28 protein-coding genes and 1 tRNA gene are annotated in these 26,071 nt (G+C 66.6%); 16 read left to right on the top strand and 13 right to left on the bottom strand.

The genetic code is table 11. The features are described 5' to 3' along the window. Positions 1–41: 41 nt before the first annotated feature. The 3 genes from NQ034_RS04110 to NQ034_RS16175 are packed head-to-tail and all read left to right on the top strand — an operon-like array spanning position 42 to position 4,541. On the top strand, positions 42–1,586 hold the full coding sequence (locus NQ034_RS04110) for an ABC transporter permease (protein WP_257047173.1): 1,545 nt from the start codon (positions 42–44) through the stop codon (positions 1,584–1,586). Beyond that, complete coding sequence (locus tag NQ034_RS04105) at positions 1,583–2,725, top strand: ABC transporter permease (protein ID WP_257047172.1); 1,143 nt, start codon at positions 1,583–1,585, stop codon at positions 2,723–2,725. Before NQ034_RS04110 ends, NQ034_RS04105 begins: the two co-directional genes overlap by 4 nt. A 1-nt stretch (position 2,726) precedes the next feature. Further along, positions 2,727–4,541 (top strand): ABC transporter ATP-binding protein, encoded by a 1,815-nt coding sequence (locus NQ034_RS16175; RefSeq protein WP_306428115.1) that lies wholly within the window; start codon positions 2,727–2,729, stop codon positions 4,539–4,541. A gap of 142 nt (positions 4,542–4,683) precedes the next feature. Here the strand turns inward: NQ034_RS16175 and NQ034_RS04090 are convergent, their stop codons facing one another. Beyond that, a complete protein-coding gene (locus NQ034_RS04090; RefSeq protein ID WP_257047171.1) occupies positions 4,684–5,331 on the bottom strand; it encodes an MBL fold metallo-hydrolase in 648 nt (215 codons plus the stop codon). 131 nt (positions 5,332–5,462) lie between these two features. Here NQ034_RS04090 and NQ034_RS04085 point away from each other — a divergent pair, with 131 nt between their 5' ends. Continuing rightward, positions 5,463–5,795, top strand: a complete 333-nt coding sequence (locus NQ034_RS04085) for a DMT family transporter (RefSeq protein ID WP_257047170.1) — start codon at positions 5,463–5,465, stop codon at positions 5,793–5,795. Continuing rightward, positions 5,795–6,163, top strand: a complete 369-nt coding sequence (locus NQ034_RS04080; RefSeq protein WP_257047169.1) for a DMT family transporter — start codon at positions 5,795–5,797, stop codon at positions 6,161–6,163. Before NQ034_RS04085 ends, NQ034_RS04080 begins: the two co-directional genes overlap by 1 nt. 1 nt (position 6,164) lies before the next feature. Here the strand turns inward: NQ034_RS04080 and NQ034_RS04075 are convergent, their stop codons facing one another. From NQ034_RS04075 to NQ034_RS04065, 3 genes are read right to left on the bottom strand one after another with little or no spacing between them, the layout of a single operon-like run. Beyond that, entirely contained in the window at positions 6,165–7,337 is a 1,173-nt protein-coding gene (locus NQ034_RS04075; protein WP_257047167.1) for an NADH:flavin oxidoreductase/NADH oxidase, read from the bottom strand. Then, entirely contained in the window at positions 7,327–8,118 is a 792-nt protein-coding gene (locus NQ034_RS04070) for an alpha/beta fold hydrolase (protein WP_257047166.1), read from the bottom strand. The genes NQ034_RS04075 and NQ034_RS04070 overlap by 11 nt, the downstream gene beginning before the upstream one ends. Before the next feature lie 22 nt (positions 8,119–8,140). Further along, complete coding sequence (locus NQ034_RS04065; RefSeq protein ID WP_257047165.1) at positions 8,141–8,767, bottom strand: thymidine kinase; 627 nt, start codon at positions 8,765–8,767, stop codon at positions 8,141–8,143. 151 nt (positions 8,768–8,918) lie between these two features. On the opposite strand from NQ034_RS04065, the gene NQ034_RS04060 reads away from it, so the two are divergent. Then, positions 8,919–11,138 carry an NADP-dependent isocitrate dehydrogenase gene (locus NQ034_RS04060; RefSeq protein ID WP_257047164.1) on the top strand — a complete coding sequence of 740 codons (2,220 nt, stop codon included), beginning with the start codon at positions 8,919–8,921 and terminating at the stop codon, positions 11,136–11,138. Between the two features lie 99 nt (positions 11,139–11,237). Then, on the top strand, positions 11,238–11,687 hold the full coding sequence (locus NQ034_RS04055) for a LapA family protein (protein WP_257047163.1): 450 nt from the start codon (positions 11,238–11,240) through the stop codon (positions 11,685–11,687). A gap of 60 nt (positions 11,688–11,747) precedes the next feature. Here the strand turns inward: NQ034_RS04055 and NQ034_RS04050 are convergent, their stop codons facing one another. Beyond that, the gene (locus NQ034_RS04050; protein ID WP_257047162.1) at positions 11,748–12,200 is read right to left on the bottom strand and encodes an OsmC family protein; all 453 of its coding nucleotides are present in this window, start codon (positions 12,198–12,200) and stop codon (positions 11,748–11,750) included. Between the two features lie 78 nt (positions 12,201–12,278). Here NQ034_RS04050 and NQ034_RS04045 point away from each other — a divergent pair, with 78 nt between their 5' ends. Continuing rightward, entirely contained in the window at positions 12,279–13,166 is an 888-nt protein-coding gene (locus tag NQ034_RS04045; RefSeq protein WP_257047161.1) for a patatin-like phospholipase family protein, read from the top strand. On the opposite strand, the gene NQ034_RS04040 is transcribed toward NQ034_RS04045, so the two are convergent. After that, positions 13,163–13,564 (bottom strand): YchJ family protein, encoded by a 402-nt coding sequence (locus tag NQ034_RS04040; protein ID WP_257047160.1) that lies wholly within the window; start codon positions 13,562–13,564, stop codon positions 13,163–13,165. The genes NQ034_RS04045 and NQ034_RS04040 overlap by 4 nt on opposite strands. Then, positions 13,561–14,061, bottom strand: a complete 501-nt coding sequence (tpx, locus tag NQ034_RS04035; protein WP_257047159.1) for a thiol peroxidase — start codon at positions 14,059–14,061, stop codon at positions 13,561–13,563. Before tpx ends, NQ034_RS04040 begins: the two co-directional genes overlap by 4 nt. Before the next feature lie 92 nt (positions 14,062–14,153). On the opposite strand from tpx, the gene NQ034_RS04030 reads away from it, so the two are divergent. Further along, the gene (locus NQ034_RS04030; protein ID WP_257047158.1) at positions 14,154–15,122 is read left to right on the top strand and encodes a DUF808 domain-containing protein; all 969 of its coding nucleotides are present in this window, start codon (positions 14,154–14,156) and stop codon (positions 15,120–15,122) included. On the opposite strand, the gene NQ034_RS04025 is transcribed toward NQ034_RS04030, so the two are convergent. From NQ034_RS04025 to NQ034_RS04010, 4 genes are all read right to left on the bottom strand, one after another. After that, entirely contained in the window at positions 15,119–16,444 is a 1,326-nt protein-coding gene (locus tag NQ034_RS04025; RefSeq protein WP_257047156.1) for an MFS transporter, read from the bottom strand. The genes NQ034_RS04030 and NQ034_RS04025 overlap by 4 nt on opposite strands. A 282-nt stretch (positions 16,445–16,726) precedes the next feature. Next, positions 16,727–17,179 (bottom strand): SufE family protein, encoded by a 453-nt coding sequence (locus NQ034_RS04020; RefSeq protein WP_257047155.1) that lies wholly within the window; start codon positions 17,177–17,179, stop codon positions 16,727–16,729. After that, entirely contained in the window at positions 17,176–18,081 is a 906-nt protein-coding gene (locus NQ034_RS04015; protein ID WP_257047323.1) for a sulfurtransferase, read from the bottom strand. The genes NQ034_RS04020 and NQ034_RS04015 overlap by 4 nt, the downstream gene beginning before the upstream one ends. A 131-nt stretch (positions 18,082–18,212) precedes the next feature. Further along, entirely contained in the window at positions 18,213–19,031 is an 819-nt protein-coding gene (locus NQ034_RS04010; RefSeq protein WP_257047154.1) for an alpha/beta fold hydrolase, read from the bottom strand. 62 nt (positions 19,032–19,093) lie between these two features. Between NQ034_RS04010 and NQ034_RS04005 the strand changes: the two genes are divergently transcribed. Beyond that, entirely contained in the window at positions 19,094–19,987 is an 894-nt protein-coding gene (locus NQ034_RS04005; RefSeq protein ID WP_257047153.1) for a putative RNA methyltransferase, read from the top strand. 79 nt (positions 19,988–20,066) lie between these two features. Further along, complete coding sequence (locus NQ034_RS04000) at positions 20,067–20,573, top strand: phosphoribosyltransferase (RefSeq protein WP_257047152.1); 507 nt, start codon at positions 20,067–20,069, stop codon at positions 20,571–20,573. 58 nt (positions 20,574–20,631) lie between these two features. On the opposite strand, the gene NQ034_RS03995 is transcribed toward NQ034_RS04000, so the two are convergent. Then, positions 20,632–20,877, bottom strand: coding sequence for a DUF2630 family protein (locus tag NQ034_RS03995; protein WP_257047151.1), 246 nt, complete (start codon positions 20,875–20,877; stop codon positions 20,632–20,634). A gap of 56 nt (positions 20,878–20,933) precedes the next feature. On the opposite strand from NQ034_RS03995, the gene NQ034_RS03990 reads away from it, so the two are divergent. The 4 genes from NQ034_RS03990 to NQ034_RS03975 all read left to right on the top strand — a co-directional run bounded on the left by NQ034_RS03990 (position 20,934) and on the right by NQ034_RS03975 (position 23,892). Then, positions 20,934–21,590 carry a mismatch-specific DNA-glycosylase gene (locus tag NQ034_RS03990; protein WP_257047150.1) on the top strand — a complete coding sequence of 219 codons (657 nt, stop codon included), beginning with the start codon at positions 20,934–20,936 and terminating at the stop codon, positions 21,588–21,590. 74 nt (positions 21,591–21,664) lie between these two features. Next, positions 21,665–22,051 (top strand): hypothetical protein, encoded by a 387-nt coding sequence (locus NQ034_RS03985; RefSeq protein ID WP_257047149.1) that lies wholly within the window; start codon positions 21,665–21,667, stop codon positions 22,049–22,051. Positions 22,052–22,152: 101 nt separating this feature from the next. Then, positions 22,153–22,223: transfer RNA gene (locus tag NQ034_RS03980), tRNA-Gly, on the top strand. Between the two features lie 202 nt (positions 22,224–22,425). After that, entirely contained in the window at positions 22,426–23,892 is a 1,467-nt protein-coding gene (locus NQ034_RS03975; protein ID WP_257047148.1) for a peptide MFS transporter, read from the top strand. Here the strand turns inward: NQ034_RS03975 and NQ034_RS03970 are convergent. Continuing rightward, positions 23,867–25,192, bottom strand: coding sequence for a condensation domain-containing protein (locus NQ034_RS03970; protein WP_257047147.1), 1,326 nt, complete (start codon positions 25,190–25,192; stop codon positions 23,867–23,869). The genes NQ034_RS03975 and NQ034_RS03970 overlap by 26 nt on opposite strands. A 62-nt stretch (positions 25,193–25,254) precedes the next feature. Between NQ034_RS03970 and NQ034_RS03965 the strand changes: the two genes are divergently transcribed. Then, the gene (locus NQ034_RS03965) at positions 25,255–26,055 is read left to right on the top strand and encodes an alpha/beta fold hydrolase (protein ID WP_257047146.1); all 801 of its coding nucleotides are present in this window, start codon (positions 25,255–25,257) and stop codon (positions 26,053–26,055) included. Positions 26,056–26,071 lie beyond the last annotated feature (16 nt).

Genomic DNA, 26,071 nt, shown 5'->3' with positions numbered 1-26,071 from the left:
TCCGGGCCCACCGCCGACGGACCGTCAGCGAAGGAAATATCATGATCAAATACCTTCTGCGACGGTTGGCATCCTCCTTGGTCGTCATGATCATCGTGACGTTCATCCTCTACGTGTTGACCGATCTGGCGATCGATCCACTAGCGGATCTGAGGGAGTCGACCTCGCCCAGCAAAGAACAAGACATCGCGAACCGCATCGCACTGCTGAACCTGGACGTGCCCTCACCCGTGCGCTACCTCTGGTGGCTGGGCGGGGTCGGGTCCTGCGTCATCGGCAGATGCGATCTGGGGCTCGCGTGGAAGACCAACCAGCAGGTCACCGACATGCTGCCGGCGGCCGTCGGCACTTCGCTGAAGCTGGTGTTCGCCGCCACGATCATCGCCATCATCCTGGGCGTGTTCGTCGGCCTGGTCTCGGCTCTGCGCCAGTACACGAGTTTCGACTACGTGATCACCTTCATCACGTTCCTCATGTACTCCCTGCCGGTCTTCTGGGTCGCCGTGCTGCTCAAGCAGTACGGTTCCATCGGGTTCAACAACTACCTGCAGAACCCGCAGACCAATTGGCCGCTGATCATCATCGCGGCCGTGGTGCTGGGCTTGTTCTGGATGGGCGCGATGGGCGGTTCGATGCGCAGAAGGCTCATCAACTTCGCAGCGGCCCTCGTCATCACGCTGGCGGTCCTCATCTTCATCTTCACCACCGGCTGGCTGAACAACCCGGGCATCGGCATCGTCGGCTCCCTGGTGCTGTCCCTGGCAGGCGCCGTGGTCACCACGCTGCTGTCGACCGGGCTGGAGAACCGCAGGGCCCTCTACGCCTCACTGACCACGGCAGTGGTGATGGGCGGGGTCATCTACTATGCGATGCAGTGGTACTACCATTTCTTCAATCCGACCGTCTGGCTCATCATCGCCTTCACCGTGCTGGCCGTGCTGGCCGGAATGGCGATCGGCCTGGCCTTCGGCGGGCCCGATAAATGGCAGTCGGCCAGGACCACGGGCATCGTCGGCCTGATCTCCGGCGTCATCATCTTCATCGACCAGGCCATGCAGTACTGGGGGCAGTACTCCAAGCTCTCGCAGATCTCCGGCCGCCCGATCCGCACGATCGGCGCCAGCGAACCGGGCCTGCAGGGCAACTTCTGGATCCACACCCTGGACACGTACACCCACCTGCTGCTGCCCTCGATCGCCCTGATCCTCATCTCCTTCGCCACCTACACCCGCTACACCCGCGGATCGATGCTGGAGGTCATGAACCAGGACTACATCCGCACGGCCAGGGCCAAGGGCCTCAACGAGCGCACCGTCATCATGCGCCATGCCATGCGCAATGCCCTGCTGCCATTGGCCTCGATCGTCCCGGTCGACGTCATGTCCATCATCGGCGGTGCCGTGATGACGGAGACCGTGTTCGGCTGGGCCGGCATGGGCAAGATGTTCTCCGATTCCCTGGAGAATGCGGACATCAACCCGCTGATGGCCTATATCCTGATCACCGGCCTGTTGGCGATCGCCGCGAACCTCGTGGCGGACCTCGTCTACGGCATCCTCGATCCCAGAATCCGGGTGACAGCATGAGTACTCCAATGCAAGATCCTTCGAAGCACGAAGGCGACACCATCCTCGAAGGCGAAGGCGCGATCGAAGCGCAGGAGACCGCGGGCAAGTCCCAGGGCCAGATCGTCCTGGGCAAGTTCCTGCGCCACAAGGGCGCCATGATCAGCCTGGTCGTGCTCATCGTCGTGCTGCTGTTCTCCTTCTCAGCCCAGGGCGTGGGAGCCATTCCCGGCTGGTGGAAGTACAACCACTACAACACCTCGGACGTAGTCGACGGCGGCGCCCCCAGCTGGAGCCTGTCGCACTTCTTCAACCTGGGCGACCATCCGTTCGGCCAGGACGACATCGGCCGCGACAACTTCGCCCAGGTCATGAAGGGCGTCCAGACCTCCCTGATGATGATGGTCATCATGGGCGCGGTCGCGCTCATCATCGGCGTCATCGTGGGGGCACTCGCCGGCTACTACCGCGGCTGGGTAGACAATCTGCTGATGCGCATCACCGACGGCTTCGTCATGCTGCCGACCATCGTCGTCGGCGCGATCCTGGGTGTGTTGGCCGGCCATATGGACTCCCCCGCCCTCTTGGCGGTCACCCTGGGCGCCATCATGTGGCCCGGCCTGGCGCGTCTGGTGCGCGGCGAGTTCTTGAGCCTGCGCGAACGCGAGTTCGTCGATTCGGCCCGGGTGGCCGGTGCCAGCGACTTCCGCATCATGTTCAAGCACATGCTGCCGAACTCCATGGGCGTCATCATCGTCAACACCACGCTGCTGATGAGCCAGGCGATCGTCCTGGAGACCGCGCTGAGCTTCCTGGGCTTCGGCGTGCACTCCCCCCAGGTCTCCCTGGGCCAGCTGATCAACCAGTACCAGGGTTCGTTCGCAACCCGTCCCTGGCTGTTCTGGTGGCCGGGCCTGTTCATCATCATCATCGCGCTGTGTGTGAACTTCATCGGTGACGGCCTGCGCGACGCCTTCGATCCGCGCCAGCGCAAGATCCCGTCCTCGCGCCAGATGCGCAAGGCCGAGCGCGCCCTGCGGGCCGCCTCGAACCTGGCCGAGCCCTTCAAGATCGGCAAGCCGCTGGCCGCCACACAGGGCGAACCGGATCCGGGCGGATCCGGCGGGGACACCGAGGACGGGCAGAAGGGACGGAACTGACATGGCCGATACGAATACAAAGTCAACGGGCAAGCGCGGACAGACGATCCTGACGGTCGACGGCCTGGGAGTGAAGTTCTGGGTCGGCGACGAATGGTTCACAGCCGCGGACGATCTGCACTACACCCTGCACGCCGGCGAGGTCTTGGCCATCGTGGGCGAGTCCGGCTCTGGCAAGTCCCAGTCCTCGATGTCGCTCATCGGTCTGCTGCCCAAGAACGGACGCGCCACCGGTTCGGCCCGACTGGGCGATAAGGAGCTCATCGGGATGCCCGATGAGGAGTTGCAGAAGATCCGCGGCAAGGAGATCTCCGTGATCTTCCAGGAGCCGATGACCGCGCTCAACCCGGTCTACACCGTGGGCTTCCAGATCATGGAGGTGCTGCGCACCCACTTCGCCATGGGGCCCAAGGAGGCCAAGGAGAAGGCGCTGGATCTGATGCGCATGGTCGAGATCCCGGAGTACGAACGCCGTTTCGACCATTATCCGCATCAGCTCTCCGGCGGTCAGCGCCAGCGCATCATGATCGCCCAGGCCCTGGCCTGCTCGCCCGGCCTGCTGATCGCCGACGAGCCGACCACGGCCCTGGACGTGACGGTCCAGGCCGAGATCCTCAAGCTCATGCGTGAGCTGAAGGACAAGCTGGATTCGGGCATCATCCTGATCACCCACGATATGGGCGTGGTGGCGGACATGGCCGACCACATCCTGGTGATGCGCGCGGGCCGTGTGGTGGAGAACGGTCCGGCCGAGCAGATCTTCCACGATCCGCAGCATCCGTACACCAAGCAGCTGCTGGCTGCGGTGCCCCACCTGGGCAAGGAGTCGGATGCCCCGGCGGCTTTCGGCTCGGAGGGCGCGGCCGATGTCCGCGAGGCCGAACACCTGGACGCCTCCTGGATCCCGGCGAACGTATCCCTGGATTCCAAGGAGACGATCTACCATCCTGGGTCGCAGCCGTCGACCGCCGATGTCGCGCTGCGCTTCACCGACGCCGCGATCGAATATCCCAAGGTCGGCCGGACGCCTGCGTTCCGGGCCGCCCACCACATCGACCTGACCATCGCCCCCGGCGAGGTCGTGGGCCTGGTGGGCGAATCGGGTTCGGGCAAGACGACGATCGGGCGCGCGGCCCTGGGCCTGCTGCCCGTGGTCGAGGGTTCCATCGAGGTCAACGGCCACGACATCACGGGGCTGGGCGATAAGCAGTTGCGGCCCTATCGCAAGGAAGTCGGAATCGTCTTCCAGGACCCGGGCTCCTCGCTCAATCCGCGTCTGCCAGTCGGTGAGAGCATCGGCGAGCCGATGATGCTCCACGACGGGATCAAGGGAGCGGAACTGAGCAAGCGGGTCGAGGCCCTGCTGGACTCCGTCGAGCTGCCCCGCTCGATGCGCAACCGCTATCCGCACGAGCTCTCGGGTGGGCAGCGGCAGCGCATCGGCATCGCCCGTGCGCTCTCGCTCAAGCCGAAGCTGCTGATCGCCGACGAGCCGACGTCCGCCCTGGACGTGTCGGTGCAGGCGAAAGTGCTGGAGCTGTTCAAGGGGCTGCAACAGGAGTACGGCTTCGCGTCCCTGTTCATCACCCACGACCTGGCCGTGGTCGAGATGCTCTCCGACCGGATCGCCGTGATGCGCCACGGCTACCTGGTGGAGGTCGGGCCCAGCGAAGACGTTGTCGCGAATCCCGTGCACCCGTACACGCAGCGCCTCATCGCGGCCGTTCCGGTGCCCAACCCAGAGGAGCAGCGGCAGCGCCGCACGGCCCGCGATCTGCTCATCGCGGCGACCAGCGAGGACCTCGCCGCCAAGTGACCTGCGCCGGCTGGGACCGGCAGTCGCAGGTAACAGGGCAGGGGCCCCGGGAATCGTTCCCGGGGCCCCTGCCCTGTTAACCGCTGGAGTATCCACACAGGCGATGGTTCACCCGTGGCGGGCCCTCACCGCCCGCGGCTCCTCACCAGCGGCGGGCCAGCCATTCGGGGATGTGTGGGCGCTCCGCCCCCAGGGTGGTGGTATCGCCATGGCCCGGCAGGACCAGCGCATCGTCGGGGTACACCGCGAAGATCCGCGCCTGCAGGTCCGCCATCAGGGAGTCGAAATCCGCCTCGTTCCACGTCTTGCCCGGCCCACCGGGGAACAGCGAGTCGCCGGAGAAAATGATGGTCTGTGCTCCGTCTGCCAGCACATATGCGATCGACCCGGGGGTGTGCCCGCGCAGTTTGACCGCGTGCAGGGTGAAGCCGGGGAAGGCGAGGTCCTCCAGGTGGTTGATCTGCCTGTCAACCGGCGCTCCGGATTCCTCGGCCACTGCCTGGGCATCGTCGGCTCCCGCATAGACGGGAATCGTATTGCCCTCGGCCCCGGTGCCCGCGATTTCGGCCAGGGCCCTGACATGGTCCCAGTGCCGGTGGGTCGTCAGGATCGCCACCGGTGCACTGCCCGAGCCGGCGGCGATGAGCTCGCGGATCGCCGGAGCGTCCGCCGCCGCATCGATGAGCACCTGTGCGCCGGTGGCCGCCGAGGTCAAAAGGTAGACGTTGTTTTCCATATCGGAGACGCTGATCCAGCGGACCGTGACGTCGCCCAGTGTGATTGTCTGCATATCGGCAGCCTAGTGGATGCGACCACGGTGGGGCACGGCCCGGTGTGCTAGTTTCGACTCGGGCGCCGACCGCGCCAGCCGACGAATGGCAACGTACCGGCCCACGCGCAAAGACGTTCCCCCGAATTCCCATGACCGATTTATCCTCCGGTGCGGCCTGGCTGGTACTCATCGCCGCCGGAATGTGCGAAATAATCTGGGCGGCCGCCCTGGCAGCCCGCAATACGCGCTTGATCTGGCGCATCGTCTTCTACATCCTGGGATCCCTGTTGTCCCTCGGCGGCCTCGCCTGGGCGCTGACTGCCATCGACGTGACAACCGCGTACGCCGTCTGGGTGGGAGTGGGCGCATTGACCACGATTGTCTATTCGGTGGTCCGTGGCCGCGAACGCCTGAGCGTTCTGCGCTGCCTGTTCATCGCCTGCCTGCTGGGCGGGGCGGTCGGACTGAAGGCGGTGGGCTGATGAGCACCATGCAAAGCCTGCGAGCTTACTCCCCCACCAAGGCCTGGGCGTGGCCGATCCTCATCGTCGCCGGGATGTTCGAAGCGGTCTGGGCACACGCCCTGGACGCCGGGCTCTTCCACCCGTGGAATCTGGCTGGCTTCGTCATCGGCATGGCCCTGTCCGTGGGCGGCCTACAGGTGGCGATGCGCAGGATTCCCCTGGGCACCGCCTATGCCGTATGGGCCGGTGTCGGCACCGCCGCGACCGCGGTCTGGGCCGCCGTGGCCGGTGAGCCCTTCAGCATCGCGAAGATCCTCTTCCTGGCCCTCGTCCTCATCGGCGTGGTCGGCCTCGAACTCACAACCCCCGCCGAAGACGACCGGTGACCTACCAGCGACCACGGGTGTATTGCGGCGGGTAGGGTGCTGCGTGCCAGTCAAGGCCCAGTTCGTGTGCGGCGCGCTGCGGCCAGGCGGGTTCGCGCAGTGCGGCCCGGCCGATCAGTGCGATATCCGCCTGACCGGTGACCAGCAGGGATTCCGCCTGGGCGGGTTCCGTGATGAGCCCGACCGTGCCGATGGCCGGCACGGCCCCTGCGGCCGAGGCCCCCTCCGACTGCGCGCGGGCGGCCAGTTCCGCTTTGATCCGCGCGGCCAGCGGTACCTGATAGCCAGGACCCACCGGAATCCGCGCCGGGGTGTTGCCGGAGCTCGACACGTCGATCATGTCCACCCCGCGCTCGGCCAGCCAGCCGGCGACCGTCACCGCATCGTTAAGCGTCAGCCCCCGGGCGGTGGGATCGACCGAGTCGTCCGCTTCGTCGAGCCATTCGGTCGCGGACATCCGGACCAGGAGCGGACGGTCCTCTCCCAGTTCCGCGCGCACCAGGTCGACGGTGTCCAGCAGGAGCTTGGCACGGCCGGCCAGATCACCGCCGTAGGCGTCGGTGCGCCGATTCGAGATCGGCGAGAGGAACTCGTGGAGCAGATAGCCGTGGGCCGCGTGCAGCTGCACGGTGTCGAACCCGGCGTCCACGGCCCGGCGCGCGGCGGCGGCGAAGGCGCGGGAGACCTCGGCGACTTCCCCTGTCGTCAGTTCCCGCGGTGTGGCCAGGCCCGGATAGGGCAGGACCGATGGCCCGACCGGCTCCCATCCACCGGCGGATGCCGGTGCCACACCCGTGGGCTCCCCCACGAATCCCCGGTAGGTACCCGCCTTGCGGCCGGCGTGGGCCAGCTGTACGGCGATGGCGGCACCCTGCCCGTGGACGAAGTCGACGATCGGCCGCCAGGCATCGCGCTGGGCGTCGTTCCACAGGCCCGCATCCTGCGGGGAAATACGCCCCTCGGGCACGATGGCGGCGGCTTCGGTGATGAGGAGGCCGAAGCCCCCTGTCGCCCTGGCGCCCAGGTGTACGAGGTGCCAGTCCCCCGGTATCCCCGTACCGGTGGGCGATGAGTACTGGCACATGGCCGGCAACCAGATACGGTTGCGCACCGTCAGGCCGCGCAGCGTGATGGGTTCGAACAGATGGGTCGGATTCGCGGAGTCAGTGGGCAAGGAAGAACTCCTCCAAGTGGTCGGCGACGAGTTCGGGGTGTTCGGCCAGGCACAGATGGGCCGAATCCGGGATGGTGACGAACTTCGCGCCGGCGATCCGTGCGGCCAGGGATTCCATCAGCTCCGGGGTAGCCCCGGGGTCCTGAACCCCCGCGATGTAGAGTGCCGGCACGGTGATGGCCTGGGTGCGACCGGTCAGGTCGTAGCCCGCCAGGGCCCGGCAGGCCGCCGCGTAGGCAGCGTCATCGGTGCCGGCGAGCATTTCGAGCACGATCCCGGCGGTCGGATTGTCCTCGTCGAGGAATCCGGCGGCGAACCACCGGTCCGCTGTATCGGCCACCAGCGAACGCGTCCCGTCGCGCAACACCTCGGCCGCCCGGTCGAGGTAGGTCTGCGGATCGCCGAAGCGCTCCTGGGAGCACAGGACGGCGACCGAGGCCAAGCGCTCGGCATGGTCCAGGGCCAGGTGCTGGGCCACCCCGCCGGAGATCGAACAGCCGGCGAAATGGAAGGTGTCAACGCCCAGTTCATCGGCGATCGCCACCACACCGGCGGCGAGGTCGGCGACCGTATAGTCCAGCTCTCCCGCCCGGGCCGCCGCCCGGTTCTCCACGTCCAGACCGTGGCCGGGCAGATCGTAGGTCACGACGCGGAACTCCTCGGCCAGTCGGTAGGCCACACCGGCCCAGACGGCGGCGTGCGCACCCAGGGGCGGACCCAGGATGACGGTGGGAGCGTGGGTGTATTCGGGGTTGAGCACCGAGTACGTCAGTTTCAGCATGGCTCCACGCTACCGCAGGCCCTCAGCCCAGGCGTCCGCCCGACTCCTCGAGGTAGCAGGCAGAGCACAGGGATTCGTACGTCGCTTCGACCCCGTCGATGGCGACCTGGTCGCCGGCGAAGACGAACCGGCCGTCGATGCGGCGGCCGTTGAACATCGCCTTGCGCCCACAGCGGCAGATCGTCTTGAGTTCTTCAAGGGTGTGCGCGATCTCCAGCAGCCGGGCCGAGCCGGGGAACGCCCTGGTCCGGAAGTCCGTGCGGATGCCGTAACACATCACGGGGACCCCGCGCAGCGTCGCGATGCGCATCAGTCCATCGATCTGCTCGGGCGTCAGGAACTGCGCCTCGTCGATCAGCAGGCAGGCCACCGGTGGGACACCGCCGACCGATTCCAGCAGTGCGTCGTGGGCGATCATCCCGGCCTCGTCGTTGAACAGCGCTTCGACGTCGTCCTCGACGCCGATGAGGAAGTCGACCGCGCGGGTCACGCCCAGCCGCGACATCACCTGGCCCGCGCCCTTGACGTCGACTGAGGGTTTGGCCACCAGCACCCGCTGGCCGCGCTCCTCGTAGTTGAAGGCGGCCTGCAGCAGGGCCGTGGACTTCCCCGAATTCATCGCGCCATAACGGAAGTAGAGCTTGGCCACGGGCTGTCGGACTCCTCTGGGTCGTACGCGGGACCCCGGCCGCAGGCGCGCGGGTCGTATCGAGCGCCGGACGGCGCGCCTCCCAGAGTAACCCACCCGATAGACTGACCGTGCTTAAACCCTTAAGAACGATCTGGAGTGGTTCTTCACTATGGCAAAGATCATGTACACCCGGACGGATGAGGCGCCGCTGTTGGCGACCTATTCGCTCAAGCCGATCATCGACGCATTCGCCCACAAGGCCGGTGTCGGGGTCGAGATGCGCGATATCTCGCTGGCCGGACGCATCCTCGCACTGTTCGCCGACCGTCTGCCCGCCGAGCAGCAGCGCCCCGACGCGCTGGCCGAACTCGGTGCACTGGCCAAGACCCCCGAGGCCAACATCATCAAGCTGCCGAACATCTCGGCATCCGTCCCCCAGCTCAAGGCCGCGGTGAAGGAGCTGCAGTCCCAGGGCTTCGACATCCCGGACTACCCGGAGGAGCCCTCGACCGACGAGGAACGCGACATCCGCGCCCGCTACGACTCGGTCAAGGGTTCGGCCGTCAACCCGGTTCTGCGCGAGGGCAACTCGGACCGCCGCGCCCCCAAGGCCGTGAAGAACTTCGCGAAGAAGCACCCGCACTCGATGGGCGAATGGTCCAAGGATTCCAAGACGAACGTCGTGACCATGGGCCACGACGACTTCCGGTCCAATGAGAAGTCCGTCATCCTGCCCGCCGACGATGTGCTGACCATCCGCCTGACCGACGCCAAGGGCGACGTGACGGTGCTCAAGGACGGCCTGAAGGTGCTCAAGGACGAAATCGTCGACGGCACGTTCATGAATGTCGCCAAGCTCGATGAATTCCTCACCGAGCAGATCGCGGCGGCCAAGGAAGCCGGCGTGTTGTTCTCCGTGCACCTGAAGGCCACCATGATGAAGGTCTCCGACCCGATCCTGTTCGGCCACGTCATCAAGGCGTTCTTCCCCACCGTGTTCGCCCAGTACGGCGCACAGCTGGCCGAAGCCGGGCTGTCGGCCAACGACGGTCTGGGCGCGATCCTGGCCGGCCTCGACGAACTCGATGCCGACACCGCCGCGGCCATCCGCGCCGAGGTCGACAAGGCCTTCGCCGACGGCCCCGCACTGGCCATGGTGAACTCCGCCAAGGGGATCACGAACCTCCATGTGCCCTCCGACGTGATCGTCGACGCCTCGATGCCGGCGATGATCCGCGTGGGCGGCAAGATGTGGAACAAGGACGACCAGACGCAGGACACCCTGGCCGTCATCCCCGACTCCAGCTACGCCGGCGTCTACCAGGCCGTCATCGAGGATTGCCGCGCCAATGGCGCCTATGATCCGTCGACCATGGGCGATGTGCCCAATGTCGGTCTGATGGCGCAGAAAGCCGAGGAGTACGGCAGCCACGACAAGACCTTCGAAATCCCGACCGCGGGCACCGTTGAGGTCGTCAACGCCGCCGGCGAGGTCCTGCTGAGCCACGAGGTGTCCGCCGGGGACATCTGGCGCGCCTGCCAGACCAAGGACGTGCCGGTGCGCGACTGGGTCAAGCTGGCCGTCACCCGCGCCCGCCTGTCCGGGACCCCCGCGGTGTTCTGGCTCGATGAGACCCGCGCCCACGACCGCAACCTCATCGCCCGGGTCAACGAATACCTGGCCGAGCACGACACCGAGGGCCTGGACATCCGGATCATGAACCCGGTCGAGGCCACGAAGTTCTCCGTCGAGCGGATCCGCCGCGGCGAGGACACGATCTCCGTGACCGGCAATGTGCTGCGCGACTACAACACCGACCTGTTCCCGATCCTGGAACTGGGCACCTCGGCCAAGATGCTCTCCGTCGTTCCGCTGATCGCCGGCGGCGGCCTGTTCGAAACGGGTGCAGGCGGCTCCGCTCCGAAGCACGTCCAGCAGCTGGTCGAAGAGGGCCACCTGCGCTGGGACTCCCTCGGCGAATTCTTCGCCATCGCCGAGAGCTTCCGCCATCTGCTCAACAATGAGGGCAACGAGCGCGCCGGTGTGCTGGCCGACACCCTCGACGCGGCCACGGAGACCTTCCTGGGTGAGAACCGTTCGCCCTCGCGCAAGGTCGGCGAGATCGACAACCGCGGCAGCCACTTCTACCTGACCCTGTTCTGGGCCGAGGAACTGGCCAAGCAGACCACGGACGCCGAACTGGCCGAGGCCCTGGCCCCGGTCGCGGCCGAACTGCGCGCGAACGAGGACACCATCGTCTCCGAGCTGTTGGCGGCTCAGGGGCAGCCGGTCGAGCTGGGTGGCTACTACAACCCGGACGATGCTCTGGTCACCGCGGCCATGCGGCCCTCGCAGACCTTCAACCGGATCATCGACGCGCTCGCCTGAGCGGTCGGCGGCTGACGCCGTCCGATAGTCGGCACACGGGCCCGGTCCCACTCCGCGTGGAGTGGGACCGGGCCCGTGTGCCGTTGATAGGGTTCTGCCATGGACGAATCCACAACACCCGCAGACGAGAACTCCCCAGTCGACCCGCAGGAACAGCTGCCCGGACGCGAGGTCATCGCGGCATCGGACCGGACCGGGTCACCTGACGCCCTGGAGCCGACTCAGCCAACCGGCGAGGACGGCCCCGAAGCGCCTACCGAAGCCGAGGTCGTTCCCCCGGTCACGGTGCCGGGAACCTCCGGGCTGAGCATCGGCATGTGGATCTCGCTCATCGTGGGCGCAGTCGTTCTGGTGCTGCTGCTGGTCTTCATCGTGCAGAACAACGAGGCCGCGGTCTTCCACTACTTCGGTTGGGAGTTCAGCCTGCCCCTGGGCGTTGCGATCATCCTGTCCGCCATCGCCGGCATCCTCATCGCCGGCGTTGTGGGCAGTGTGCGGATCATGCAGCTGAGTCACCGCCTGCACAAGGTCGGCAAGGCTCTGAAGTAAGCCGGCGACCGCTCGGGGCGCGGGCGGGCAACCGCCCGGTTCCACCCGCCCGCCGGGTGCTCAGTCCAGTTCGGTGTGCGCCTCGAAATCCACCCGCGCACCGTGTTGTACGGTGCGCGAGACCGTGCAGTACTTCTCGTGTGAGAGCTGCACCGCCCGCTCCACGGTACCGGCGGCCTTGCGCCCGGCCTCCGTGTCGGGGAACGCCAAATCGAACGACAGATGCACGTCGTCGAGTCGATTGGCCCCGTCCTCTGTGACCTTGCGGGCGGCAGCCGTGACATCGAAGCGGTCCGGTTCGCCGCGCCTGCTGGTCACCACGTCGACGTCGATCGAGGAGCAGCCGGCGATCGCGGCCAACAGCAGTTCGACGGGGCTGAACAGTTCCTCGTCGCGCCCGAACTCGAGCGTGTTCCCCGATGCATTCCGGGCCAGGTATCGGCCCTCTGCAAGGCGGGTGATCGTCACTGAGCGCAGCTCATCAGTGGGCAGGTCGTTCTGGTTTTCGGCCATGACCCGATTGTCCCACGTGCGAACGGCGATCTGTGCCCGGTCCACGCGAGGGCGCCGTGCCCCGTTAGAGTTCGGAGTATGGGAACCAGAATCTCCGATACGGCCCTGGTCTTCGAGGGCGGCGGCATGCGCGCGGCCCTGACCAGCGCATTTGCGGTGACCCTGTTGGAACAGGGCATCGATTTCGATTGGGTGGCGGGTATCAGCGCCGGTGCTTCGAATGCCGCGAACTACGTCTCCCGCGACGCCAAACGCACCCGTAGGTCCTTCGTCGACTTCCCCGCCGATGAGCGCTTCGGAGGATGGCGCAGTTTCAGCCGGGGCCAGGGCTATTTCAATGCCCGGTACATCTACCGGGAGACCTGCGAGCCGGGTATGGCCCTGCCGTTTCACTGGCGGGATTTCCAGGACAATCCCGCCGATATGCTGTGCGTGGGCTTCGATGTGCGCACCGGCGCGGAAGTGGTGTGGTCGAAGGCGGACTATGCGCGGATGGACGATCTGATGGCCAGAGTACAGGCATCGTCGACCATGCCGGTCATCATGCCTCCGGTGGACATCGACGGCAGGCTCTACGTCGACGGGGCCATGGGCGCCGATGGCGGTATCCCCCTGACCCTGGCACAGGAAGCGGGGTTCGAGCGCTTCGTCATCGTCTTGACCCAGCAGCGCGATTACGTCAAGGAGCCGGTGGGCATGCGTTCCTTCCTGCGCGCCCACTTCCGGAGCTATCCCCGCCTGGTGGAGGCCATGTTCACCCGCCATGAGCGCTACAACGCGACCAGGGAGCGGATCTTCGAGCTCGAACGGCAGGGCAGGGCACATATCTTCGCACCCGAGGTGATGCCGTTGAAGAACAGCACCCGTGACCTGTCCCGCCTGGCGGCGGCCCATCGGCTGGGCCTGTCGCAGGCCAGGCAGGAGCTGCCCGCGCTGCGCGAGTTTCTGGGCCTTGCGCGCCCCTAGAGATCCTCGACGTACATCCAGCGTCCGGCCCGGCGGGCGAAGGTGGAGACGCAGTGCATCACACCCGGGCCGGCCCCGGCCCCGACGTAGTGCGCGGTGAATTCGACGGTGCCGGTCTTGTCCTCGGCTCCCCCTCCGATCACCCGGCCGAGCTCCAAGCCGGTCCAGCGGGTATTGGCGTCGCTCAGCCGGCCCGGCGGCCGGGTGCGGGGGTGCCAGGTGCGGAACAGATGGTCTTCATCGGCCAGCGCGAAGGCCGTATAGCGCGAACGCATCAGGGACTCGGCCGTTTCGGGCCAGCGGGCACCGGAAAGGGCCGGTCCGCAGCAGTCTGCGAACGCGGCCCCCTCTGGTTTCCCGCCGCACGGGCAGGTGCCCGCCAACGGGTTGTCGATCATGCGGCCTTGACGGCTTCGACGGCGGAATCGTAGTCCGGTTCGGTCGTGATCTCCGGGACCAGTTCGGTGTAGACGACCTTGCCATTGGCGTCGGCGACGACGACCGAGCGGGCCAGCAGGGCGGCCAGCGGGCCGTCTTCCATGGTCACGCCGTAGTCCTGTCCGAAGCCGGAGCGGAAGCCCGAGGCGACGATGACGTTGTCGATGCCCTCTGCCCCGCAGAAACGGGCCTGGGCGAACGGCAGGTCGTTGGACACGCACACTACGGTGGCGTCGAGGTCTGCGGCGAGTTCGTTGAACTTGTGCACGGAGGCCGCGCACACACCGGTGTCCAGCGACGGGAAGATGTTCAGGACGAGCTTCTTGCCGGCCAGATCGGCCGAGGTCACGGGGGCCAAGTCGCCGCCGACCAGTTCGAAGGCGGGCAGGTCCGCGCCGACTGCGGGCAGCGAGCCGGTGGTGTTCACGGGTGCGGAATTGAATGCGGTAGTAGACATACCCCCATCCTGCCCCGGATCGCTCGGCATTTCCAGTGGCGCGCACGCCATATACTTGGCCGGTATCCCGTGAGCCGAACCGGAGGAGGGCCATGAGCGGAGGCTTGTTCGCGCTGCTGGACGATATCGCGACCCTGACGAAGATGAGCGCCGCACACGTGCGCCCCCTGGCCGATGCGGCGGTGTCCACCAGCCTGAAGACGACCGGGGTCGTCGTCGACGACGCGGCTGTGGCCCCGCAGTTCGTCGAGGGCATCAAGCCCTCGCGCGAACTGCCCGTGATCGGCCGGATCGCGCTGGGCAGTGCGATCAACAAGATCCTCATCATCCTGCCGGCGGCGCTGCTGCTCAGCCAGTTCGCACCCTGGGTGCTCACCCCGCTGCTGATGATCGGCGGGAGCTATCTGTGCTTCGAGGGCGCCGAGAAGGTCTGGCACTGGCTGCGCCCGGGCTCCGACGGTGCCGCCGGAGCCGCATCGCCCGTTCCGCCTCCGGTGGCCCTGCGCGGGCCCGAGGCGGAACGGGCGATGGTGCGTCAGGCGGTGACCACCGATTTCATCCTGTCCACGGAGATCATGGTCATCAGCCTCTCCGAGGTTGCGGGACAAGCGTTCTGGGACCGCTTCACCACCCTTGTCATCGTCGCCCTCATCCTCACCGCCCTGGTCTACGGGGTGGTGGCCGTGATCGTGAAAATGGACGATGTGGGCGTACTCATGTATCGCAGGGGTCGCACACCCGCGGGCCGGGCCTGCGGTGGATTCCTGCTCTGGGGCATGCCCAGACTGCTGACGCTCCTGTCGGTCGTGGGCACCTTCGCCATGCTGTGGGTGGGAGGCCACATCCTGCTCAAGGGAACATCCGACGTGGGCTGGCCGGTGGTCTACCACGGCGTCGAGCACCTCGCCGGGCTCGTGGCACAGGCCACCGGCTTCCTGGGACCCGTCCTGGGCTGGTTGACGGAGACGGGCTTCTCCTTGCTCACCGGCCTCGTCTGGGGCGCATTCCTTCTGGCCTGCTGGACGGGCATTGCCCGGCTGGTGCGGGCCGGGTCCGCTTAGCGGATCTCGGTACCGGAGGTCTCCGGCGCGAGGAAGATGGAGAGCACGAAGCCCACCGCGGGGAAGGCCGCCAGGATCAACAGCGTTCCGTTGACTCCCAGGCCCGCCATGCACAGCGGCATGACGTAGGTTGCGGTCGCCGCCCCCAGCCGACTCATCGATGCGGCGAAGCCCACTCCGGACGACCGCATCTTGGTGGGGAACATCTCCGATGGGTAGACGAACTGGAGGTTGTTGCTGCCGGCTGAGACGAAGAGCACCACGCCTATGACTCCGGCCAGCAGGACGACCGGCGCATGCGGGAACAGGCCGATGACGGCCAGACCGGCCGCAACGACGGCGAAGGTCCAGATCACCAGGGTGCGACGTCGGCTGGCGGCCAGGATCCAGATGAAGGCGATCGCGCCGGCCAATTCGAACAGGTTCATGATGAGGTCACGGGCATCGCCCTCGGGGATGCCCACCTGGGTGAGCACCGGGGCGATGAACGTCAGGATCGCGAATACCGGGGCCACCTGGCAGATCCAGAACAGCGAGGCGTAGATGGTGTGCGCAAGGTACTTGGGGCTGAACAGTTCGCGGAAGTGGCTGTGTTCGACGCGTTCGGTCGGAGGCAGCTCGGTGCCGGCGGGCCAGTGCTTGTCGAGGATCTCCCTGGCCTGTTCATCACGGCCCTGGGACACCAGCCACTTCGGCGACTCGGGCAGGCCCATGCGCAGCAGGGCGACGATGATCGCCGGGATCGCGCTGGTCGCCAGGATGATCCGCCAGTTGCTCCCGGAGAAGTGCAGGGAGATCAGGGTAGCCGGCACGAAGCCGACGAACCAGACTGCGTTGAGCGCCCCCAACATGAAGGAGCGGTTCTTCGCGGGAACGAATTCGGACAGCAGCGCTGCACCCACAGCGTATTCGACGCCGATCGCGACGCCGAGCAGCAGGCGGTATCCCACCAGGTCCCATTGCGAGACCGCCACCAGTTGGAGCAGAGAGAGGACGACGAAGGCGACGAGGTTCCACTGGAACACCGTCTTACGACCGAAGCGGTCGGCCAGACGGCCGAAGAACAGGCCTCCGATGAAGATGCCGATCAACGCGCTGGCGCCGATCAGGCCCTGCGACAGCAGCGACAGCCCCAGTTCCTCGGTGGCCGGCGGGATGGCCCCTCCGACGATGCCCAGAATGTACCCGTCCAGGAACGTTCCGCCCAGTGTGCAGAACACCGCCAGGGTGTGCAGGCGGCTCCACGGCGCGTTGTCCATGGTGCGCGATTCGGTTTCCGTCTTCACGGCGGCCGTGGGTCTCCCCAGCTTCACCGATGACATGTACCCCTCCTCGATTCTCACAAGTCGGCCTGTTGACCGACCTTTTTCACGCTAGCCCTCGACCAGACCTGCGCAAATCGAGTTTTCCGGCAGGCGAACCTGCTGGAGATCAGTAGGTATATACCCAAGGACAGTATTTTCCCGACACCATAAGAGGGATGAATCGTTATCTTCCCGTTATATTGATCTCAATATATGAGCGGTTGTTCTATTTTTAGACATAGGAAAACCGGCCCGCGGACATCGTCCACGGACCGGTCGGAGGGGAACTACTGCCAGGTCTCAGGCCTTTTCGCGCACCTGGCGTTGAATGCGCGCCAGCATCCCGCTCATGCCGTTCAGCCGCAGCGGGCTGACCAGGTCGGTGATCGACAGGCGCAGCGGCATATCGGCGGGCACCCGCAGGACCTCGGCCACCGAATGGCCGTCCAATCCCTCGGACAGGATGCCGGCGAAGCCGCGCGTGGTGGGCGCCTCAGGCGGCGCGGAGAAGAACAGGTGCACGGTGCCTCCACCGGCCTCGGCCCCGGGTTCCACCTCGACCAGCACAAAGATCGGCGACTGGCATTCGGGCACTGGCTCGAGCAGGTCGGGATCGTCCTGCAAACGCTGCGGCAGCTCCGGCAGTTCATCGGAGAACTCCAGCAGCAGTTCCAACCGCTGTGCGGCCGGCGTTGCGGCGAAGTCCTCGGCGATCTCCTGCAGCCCGCCTGGCAGCGACTCCTGCTCGCTCATTTCGCCTCACCCGGCTGTTCTCCGCGCACGATGGGCACGCCCACCGCATTGCCCCATTCGGTCCACGAACCGTCGTAGTTCTTCACATGGGCGAATCCCAGCAGATGGTTCAGTGCGAACCAGGTGTGGCTGGAGCGCTCGCCGATCCGGCAGTAGGCGATGATGTCATCGTCGGTCGTGTACCCCAGATCGCGCAGGTACAGGTCTTCGAGTTCTGCACGGGACTTATACGTTCCGTCCTCGGCAACCGCCTTGGCCCATGGCACGGACTTGGCGGTGGGGATGTGCCCACCGCGCAGCGCGCCCTCCTCCGGATAGTCCGGCATATGCGTGCGCTTGCCCGAATACTCGTCTGGGCTGCGCACATCGATCAACGGAGTATTGCCGATGGCCGCGCGGACCTCGGGCAGGAAGGCCCGGATGGCGGCGTCGTCGCGGGCGACGACGGGATAGTCCGTTGCGGTGATCTGTGGTTTGGCCCGGGTCAATTCGCGGCCCTCGGCCTCCCACTTCTTCCGGCCGCCGTCCATGAGCCTGACATCTGCGTGGCCGAACAGGGTGAAGACCCACAGGGCGTAAGCGGCCCACCAGTTCGTCTTGTCCCCATAGACGACGATTGTGTCATCGCGGGAGATGCCCTTGGCACTCATTAGGGCGGCGAACCCTGTGCCGTCGACGTAGTCGCGGGTCACGGGGTCGTTGAGTTCGGTGTGCCAGTCGATCTTCACCGCGCCGGGGATGTGCCCGGTCTCGTACAGCAGCACGTCCTCGTCGCTTTCGACCAGGACGACACCGGGGTCGTCCTTGTGCTCTGCCACCCATTCGGTGGTCACGAGCCGTTCGGGGTGGGCGTATTCGGCGAACTTGGGATCCGAGGTGTCTGCGGGAATGGTGCCCACGATGCTTCCTCCTAGTGCAGGGCTTTGTCAGCCGGGTATCCGGCTTCCACTTCAGCGTTCAACGATAATGAACTATTCCTTCCGGTGCGCGCCGGGCGTCGCGTCGGGTCATCGGGCAGTGCCACGGGACTGCATCACCGATCCGTGCTGCGGTCCAGGAACGCGCGCACGGCGGAGACGAACTCCGCCGGCTTCTCCGCATGCACCCAGTGTCCGGCGCCCTTGATCGTGATCTTGGTGCAGCGCGGGAAATACCGTCTCATCTCCGCGGTGTAGGCGGGCAAGACGTACGAGCTGCGCTCGCCCTTGATCCACAGCACCGGCCCCGGATACGGCCCGGTGTGCGGATCGGGGAAGTCCGCCAGACGATCGAGGGAGGCATGCAGCAGGGCCAGGTTCGGCTGCCAGGCGAACCTGACCGCGCCGGTGTCGTCACGGCTCGGCCGCAGATTCTGCAGGAGGAAACCGCGGGTGGCCAGCTGCGGGACGGGGCCACGCAGCTGCTCATCGGCCTGCGCCCGACTTTCCAACCGGTCCAGGTCGATGGCCTCCAGCGCACCCAGCAACTTGTCGAAGTCCTCACTTCCCGAAGCGCGCACCGGAGAGATGTCGACCACTATCAGGTGCGAGATCAGATCCTGGTGCCGCAGGGCCAGCTCCATCGCGACCTTGCCACCCATCGAATGACCCACCAGCACGACCGTGCCCGGACCCTGCGGTTCCGCTGCCAGCCAGGAACGAATCGCCGCGGCTGCGGTATCTGCCATGCGGAAGTAGTCGAAGGTCTTACTCCACGGAGATTGGCCGTGATCGGGCAGATCGACCAACAGCGAGGTGTAGTCATCGGAGAGGTCCTTGGCGATCCGGGTGAAGTTCTTGCCACGGCCCATCAACCCGTGCAGGAACACCATGCGGCCCGGCCCGCCGGGGACCGTCTGAGTGTGTAAGCTCATCACACCTCCAGGCTAGCCCGCCGGACGCTCATTGCCCGGTCCGGGGCGACTACACTGCACCTGTGCACCCCGATCAGAGATCCCGTCCGGCGAATGCCCCGTCTTCCACTGCGGCGCCCACTACCCGCGAACGAGTGCTGGCAAGGCTGCGCTGCCCGGTCTGCGCGGAACCGCTGCAAGCGGCCGAACACGATCTGCGCTGCCCTGCCGGCCATAGTTTCAACATCGCCCGGCAGGGGTATTTCGGCCTGCTCTCCGGCTTCAAGGCCACCAGCGGAGACGATGCCGCGATGGCGCTCGCCCGCGATGCGTTCCTGGCATCGGGAGCCTACGCTCCGCTGGCAGCCGAGGTCGCAGCCCAGGCCGCGGCCGTCATCGGACCGGCTGCCGATCCCTTCATCGTCGAGGCCGGGTGCGGCACCGGCTACTATCTGGCCAAAGCCCTCGAACGGATCCCACCGGCCACCGGTTTCGGATTCGATACGGGCGTGCGCGGCCTGCGCCTGGCCCCGCACCCCCACCCGCGGGCTGCGGTCGGCTCCTGGGACGTGTACCGTCCCTTCCCTCTGGCGAAGGCCTGCGCCGATGTCGTCCTCGATGTCTTCTCCCCGCGCAATCCGGCTGAGTTCCGACGTGTGCTGGGGCCTACCGGCGGGGTCGTCATCGCCCGGCCGACCGCGCAGCACCTGCGCCAGTTACGCGCCGAAGTCGTCGATATGGTCCACATCGATCCGGCCAAGGAGGCCCGCCTGCACAGGGCTTTCGACTCTGACTTCACAGAGACCCACAGCACCACCGTGGAATTCGATATCCATCCCGATCTGGACCAGGCCCGCGCCCTGGTGGCGATGACGCCCTCGGCCAGGCATCTGGATCCGGCCACGCTCACGGCCGCGCAGGTACCCGAGGTGATCACCGCCTCGGTGATTGTCAGCACATGGCGCCCCCGCGGCTGAGATTCCGGCGCGCACTGCCCGCACCGGTGCACTACCCTGGAGGGCATACCCTTTTCATCAGCCCAATCGGGAGGAACACGTGGCCTATTACGCAGATTCATCGGACCTCGACACCAAGGAAATCCTAACGTGGGAGACGTTCGGCACGGGTTCGCGTGAACTCGCACAGCAGATCGTCGACTCCGGATACACCCCCGACATCATCATCGCCGTGGCCAGGGGCGGCCTGTTGCCGGCGGGCGCCCTGTCGTACAACCTCGGTGTGAAGCTCTCCGATGCGATCAACGTCGAGTTCTACACCGATGTCCACGAGACCCTGCCCGATCCCGTCCTGCTCGCACCCCTGCTGGACACCGAATCGATCGCCGGGAAGAAACTTCTGGTCGTCGACGACGTCGCCGATTCCGGCCGCACCCTGGCCCTGGTACTGGACCTGCTGCGCAGCCACGGTGCCGACGTCAAGTCCGCCGTCATCTATGCGAAGTCCGCCTCGGTCGTCCTGCCCGACTATGTGTGGAAGCGCACCGATGAGTGGATCGTCTTCCCCTGGTCGGCGTTGCCCCCGGTCGAACCCCAGCAGGCCTGAGACAGGTTGTGATTGTGGGCCCGGCACCGTTGCAGGTGCCGGGCCCACAATCGTCTACTCAGTCCAGATAACCCTCGACCTGGTCTGCGGGACGTTCCCGGGCCAGGTCCGGGTTCTCACCGGCAGCGCGCAGCGCCTGGCGCCGCCGCAGGAGGTCCCAGCACCGGTCCAGCTGGACCTCGATGCCCTTGAGCTCCTGCATCTCCTCTTGCGAGGAGATCTCCTTGCGTTGCAGCTCGGCGCGCAGTTCGTGTTCACGTTCGACCAGCTGTGAGATGTCGTCATGAATGCTCGACTCGTTCATGTTCCGATTGTCACACAGTCCTACTGCACTGTCATGCGTCGAACTATCCTGGTCCCATGCGCATGCGAAGACCCTCTCCCCTGGGCGGTCGCAGGCCCCGGCGCGCTGAGCTGGCGGCCTTCGCCACAGTCGACTCCCCCGCGGTCGACGACCTCCTCCCCGATCCCGGGTGCCCACTGCGGATGCTCATCGTGGGAGTCAATCCGGGCCTGTGGACCGCAGCGGTCAACGCCCCCTTCGCGCACCCGGGCAATCGTTTCTGGCCCTCCCTCCACGCCGCCGGCCTGACCCGCCGCAGGGTCGACGCCGCGGCGGGACTCCTCGACTCCGACGCCGAGGATCTGCTGGCGCGCGGGGTCGGGATCACGAATCTGGTCGGCCGGGCCAGCGCCAAGGCATCCGAACTGACCCGCGATGAGCTACGGGCCGGGGCGCGCAGCCTGATCAACCGGCTCCCCGAGCTGCGACCGCGCAGCGTGGCCATCGCCGGCATCACCGCGTTCCGGCAGGCCTTCGATCTGCCGCGGGCCGTGCTGGGACTCCAGGACCCTGCGCTGGTTCCCGGCTGGCCCCGAAGCGTCCGGCTGTGGGTCGTGCCGCAGCCCAGTGGGCTCAATGCGCATGAGAATGTGGAATCCCTGGCGGAGAAATGGCTGCGGGTTTGGGATGATTCGGCACAGGATTCCGTAGCGGATTCGGAATCACCGGGCTGATTCGAGTACCCCTCCAGTGTTTTGTGACGTAACCTGAAGTACGTATCCAGAAACGTTCCGCTCGGACCCGGGAGGTGAGCATGCGCAATGCCGTCTTCTGGTCGATTTCCGGCGCGAGCTGGTTCCTGGTGATCGGCGTGTCATGGGCTGTCCTCGAACACCGCAACGGACTGCCCGTTCCCATCGCTTTCGGCCGGGCCGCCTATTTCGTCCTCATCCCCGCCTTCCTCGCCGCCTGCACCGCGGTCCTATTGTGCCGGGCCCGGCCGATGCTGCAGTGGATCTGCTCGTCCCTGGTCGCGGTCCTCGCAACGGCCGGGCTCGCGTGGATCTTCGACACCGCCAACGATCTGGGCTTCTTCGGATATGCCGATTTCGCCTGGATCATCTACGGTCTGCCCATCGTGGCGGTAGCAGGCGGTGCAAGTGTCGTCGACTACGTCAACCGCACCTACCGATAGTCCCAAGGCATGGCTCCCAACATGGCTCCCAGGCCGACTGCGCGCCGGGTTTCGGCTCGATTGGGAAATCCGGCACCGACCGGTGTAGAGTAAAACATGTTGCGGGCGTAGCTCAATGGTAGAGCGCTAGCTTCCCAAGCTCGATACGCGGGTTCGATTCCCGTCGCCCGCTCGCACAGAACCCCGCGCGACCACTGGTCACGCGGGGTTCTTCCATGTCAGGGGTGGCTGCGATCGCAGTTTGAGCACGACTTGAGCGCACCCCACCGTGAATAGTCATCCACCCCGGTGCATTGCCCACCATGTGGACAGTGGTAGGGTTTCGCCTTGGCATTGTGCCCGGAACAGTATGAAACCCACATGAAAGAGAAATAATGTCTTCGACCGCATCCGCGGAGCGGACGTCGCGCAAGGGATTCTTCGGCCACCCCTGGGGGCTTGCGAACCTCGCCGGCGTAGAAATGTGGGAGCGTTTCAGCTTCTACGGCATGCAAGGGCTGCTCGCCTACTACATCTACTATGCGACGACCGACGGCGGCCTCGGCATGTCCGAAGCCGTCGCCACTTCCATCGTGGGCGCCTACGGCGGCCTGGTCTACCTCTCCTCCGTCCTCGGCGGCTGGATCGCCGACCGTGTGCTCGGTGCTGAGAAGACCGTCGTATCCGCCGCCGTCATCGTCATGATCGGCCACCTGTCCCTGTCGCTGCTGCCCGGCGGCTTGGGCCTGGGCATCGGCCTGGTGTGCATCGCTCTGGGATCGGGTTCCCTCAAGGTATCGACCTCGACCACTCTGGGCGACCTCTACGACCTGAAGGACAACCGGCGCGACGCGGCCTTCTCCATCTACTACATGGGTGTGAACATCGGCGGGCTGATCGGACCGCTGGCCACCTCGGCCCTGTGGGGCTGGAAGGGCTTCCACTGGGGCTTCGGCCTGGCCGCCGTGCTGATGGCCGTCGGCCTGGTCCAGTACCTCGCGATGCGCCGCCACACCCGGACCGAATCCAGCTCGCACCCCACCAGCCCCCTGAGCCGGGCCGAGGCGCTGAAGTGGATTGTGATCGCCGTGGTCGCGATCGCCATCGTCGCCGTAGCCGCAGGGCTGGGCTGGCTCAACGCGGGAAACCTGGCCAATGTGGTGGTGGTCGTGACGATCGTGGCCGCCGTCGTCCTGTTCTGCGTGATCGCGGCGAGCAAGAAGATCACCGCGATCGAGCGCAGCCGCGTGTTCGGTTTCATCCCGCTGTTCATCGGTTCGGCAGTGTTCTGGTCGCTGTTCCAGCAGCAGTTCACCGTGCTGGCAATCTACGCCGATCAGCGCCTGGACCGGAATCTGTTCGGGATCGTGTTGCCGCCGTCGATCGTCCAGTCGATCAACCCGTTCTTCATCATCGTCTTCGCCGCCGCCTTCGCCGCCATGTGGACCAAGCTCGGCGACAAGCAGCCCAGCACCCCGGTGAAGTTCTCGATCGGCACGATCGTCATGGGCATCGCGTTCTTCGTGTTCATCCCGCTGGCCGGCGGCGGCGCGAACTCCGTGCCGATGCTCGTCATGGTGCTCGTGTACTTCCTGTTCACCATGGCCGAACTGTGCCTGTCGCCAGTGGGCCAGTCCCTGGCCACCAAGCTGGCCCCGCAGGCCTTCCATTCGCAGATGGTCGCCCTGTTCTTCCTGTCGGTCGCGCTGGGCTCTGCTGCTTCGGGCTCCCTGGCCGGTTTCTACTCCGCCGACGCCGAGGTCCCGTACTTCCTTGTGATCGGCGGTATCTCCGTGATCGTGGGCATCCTGCTGTTCATCTTCCGCCGGCCCATCCTCAAGCTGATGCAGGGCGTGCGCTGAGCGTTCGCAGTTCCTCAACCACTCGATCGAGCCAGGTGCCCACATGGTGCCTGGCTCGCAGTGTGTCCGGGTACCGGCAGCGCAGGTGCAGCCCCTGGTCGTCGACGATGAACCACAGCATGACGCCGTCGGTCGAGACCCTGGCACTGACATACTGGGCGTCCAGTCCCACCGAGTCGATCCGCACGGGCAACCGGCGCAGGTCGAGCCAGCTGATGGCGAACATCTCCGGAGTCCGGGGCATGCCGCCGAACGGCGCCAGGACCTCCGCCAGCGGATGCGAGCCCAGGCCGATCGCCTCTTTCAGCGCGGCGGCTGCCGAAAGGGGGTCGGTTCCCGGCACCTCGATGACGGAATTCGTGATGAACCAGCCCACCGAGTCGTGCCAGCGCTCCTCATAGCGGCTGTGCACCGGGAACACCGCGCGCAACGGCCTGTCCGCCAGCTCCCGCGTCACCTGCGCCATGGCCGCGATGACCAGGGCCAGGGTGGACACGCCCTCGGCACGGGCCCTTTCCGAGAGGGCGGCGGCCTGCTCCCGGTCGAGCACATCGCGCACCTCGACACGTTCGGGGCCCGGCTGTGCCGCGTCCAACGGCAGGGGGAAGGTCGGCATCGCATCGCCGCCGGCGTGCAGGATCTGCGCCCACCGGCGGCGGACCCCGGCCGGGGCGGGCCGGCGCTGCGCCAGTGCCCTGGTGTGCGCGGCGAACTCCTCGGGCAGTGCGCCCCGCGGCCGCACGACGTCCCCCGGTTCCCCGAACCCGCGCGCGGCCTCGGTCGCAGACAGCGCCGTCAGCAGGTCGCGGACGATGACGAGCATCGACCACATGTCCACATGCGCATGATCGGCCGCGATGACCACGGTCGGCGCTGTGGCGGTCTCCACCACGCACAGCCGGTGGGAGGGTCGGCTGTAGGGCCGGCAATAGTCGTCGAACACCCGGCCCAGCGCCTCGTTGACGGCCTGCCCGGGTCCCACGGGGTGTTCCGCCCAGCCCCCGGGACCCACCTGAACCCGGTGCAATTCCGGGCCGTCGGGGCCCGGGGTGAAGACCGAGCGCAGGGTCCCGTGCCTGGCGATGACCTTGAGCCAGGCGGCGGCCAGTGCTGCGCGATCACAGGGTGCGGGCAGGGTGAAGCTCAGGGCCATCCACGACCCGGGCCGATCCCCCTCGCCCACATGGCGCGCCTGGTCGAAGGACACCGGCAGCTCTTCGCCGGGTTCGGAGACACTGACGTCGTAGCCGAACACGCGGCCGAACGGCAGACGCAGCCAGGTGATGTTGCTCAGCCTCATAAATGTATTCTAGGTCACATATAGGCATTCGAGTCCCAAGCCCATCACCCCAGGAGCAGCCCATGCCCAGGTTCACCGTCCCCGGCGCCCAGCTCGACTACGAGATCAGCGATGAGGGCGGCCACCCCGTGGTGCAATTGCACGGCCTGACCTCCAGCCGGTCGCGCGACAGGCTGATGGGACTGGACCTGGGGCGAGGACTCAACGGCACCCGCTTATTGCGCTACGACGCCAGGGCCCATGGCCGCTCCACCGGGCGCACAGAGCCCGCCGACTACCGCTGGTCGGTCCTGGCCGAGGACCTGCTCGCCCTACTCGACGCCGTCTTCCCCGGCGAGCGCGTCCACGGGGTCGGGCCCTCGATGGGCGCCGGCACTCTGCTGCACGCGGCCCTGGCCGATCCCGGCAGGTTCTCCGGGCTGACCCTCATGCTCCCGCCCACCGCCTGGGAGACCCGCGTCCCACAGGCCCGCCGCTACCGCGAATCAGCCGAACTCGTCACCGCCGGCGGTCTTGCGCCATTCATGGCGGCCGATCGGGACGTGGTGCCGCCCCCGGCCACTGTCGGACAGCCGCCCAGCCCGCCGGACATCCCCGCCACACTGCTGCCCTCGGCACTGCGCGGAGCCGCACTGTCCGATCTACCCGCTCCCCTGCTCATCGCCACGATCGGCATTCCCGTGACGATTCTGGCCTGGACCCACGATCCCGGCCACCCGGTCAGTACCGCCGCAACCCTGGTCGAGGTCCTCCCCCACGCCACCTTGGAGGTCGTCAGCTCGCCCGAGGGAGTGTCCTATTGGCCCGGCGTGCTGCGCGATGACGTGGACCGCGCCGGCACCCGGTCCCTGCGACAGAGCTGAGTCCACGCCCGCAGGG

Source organism: Brevibacterium moorei (assembly GCF_024580735.1).
Taxonomy (GTDB): domain Bacteria; phylum Actinomycetota; class Actinomycetes; order Actinomycetales; family Brevibacteriaceae; genus Brevibacterium; species Brevibacterium moorei.
This window is presented reverse-complemented; position numbering and strand designations above follow the sequence as displayed.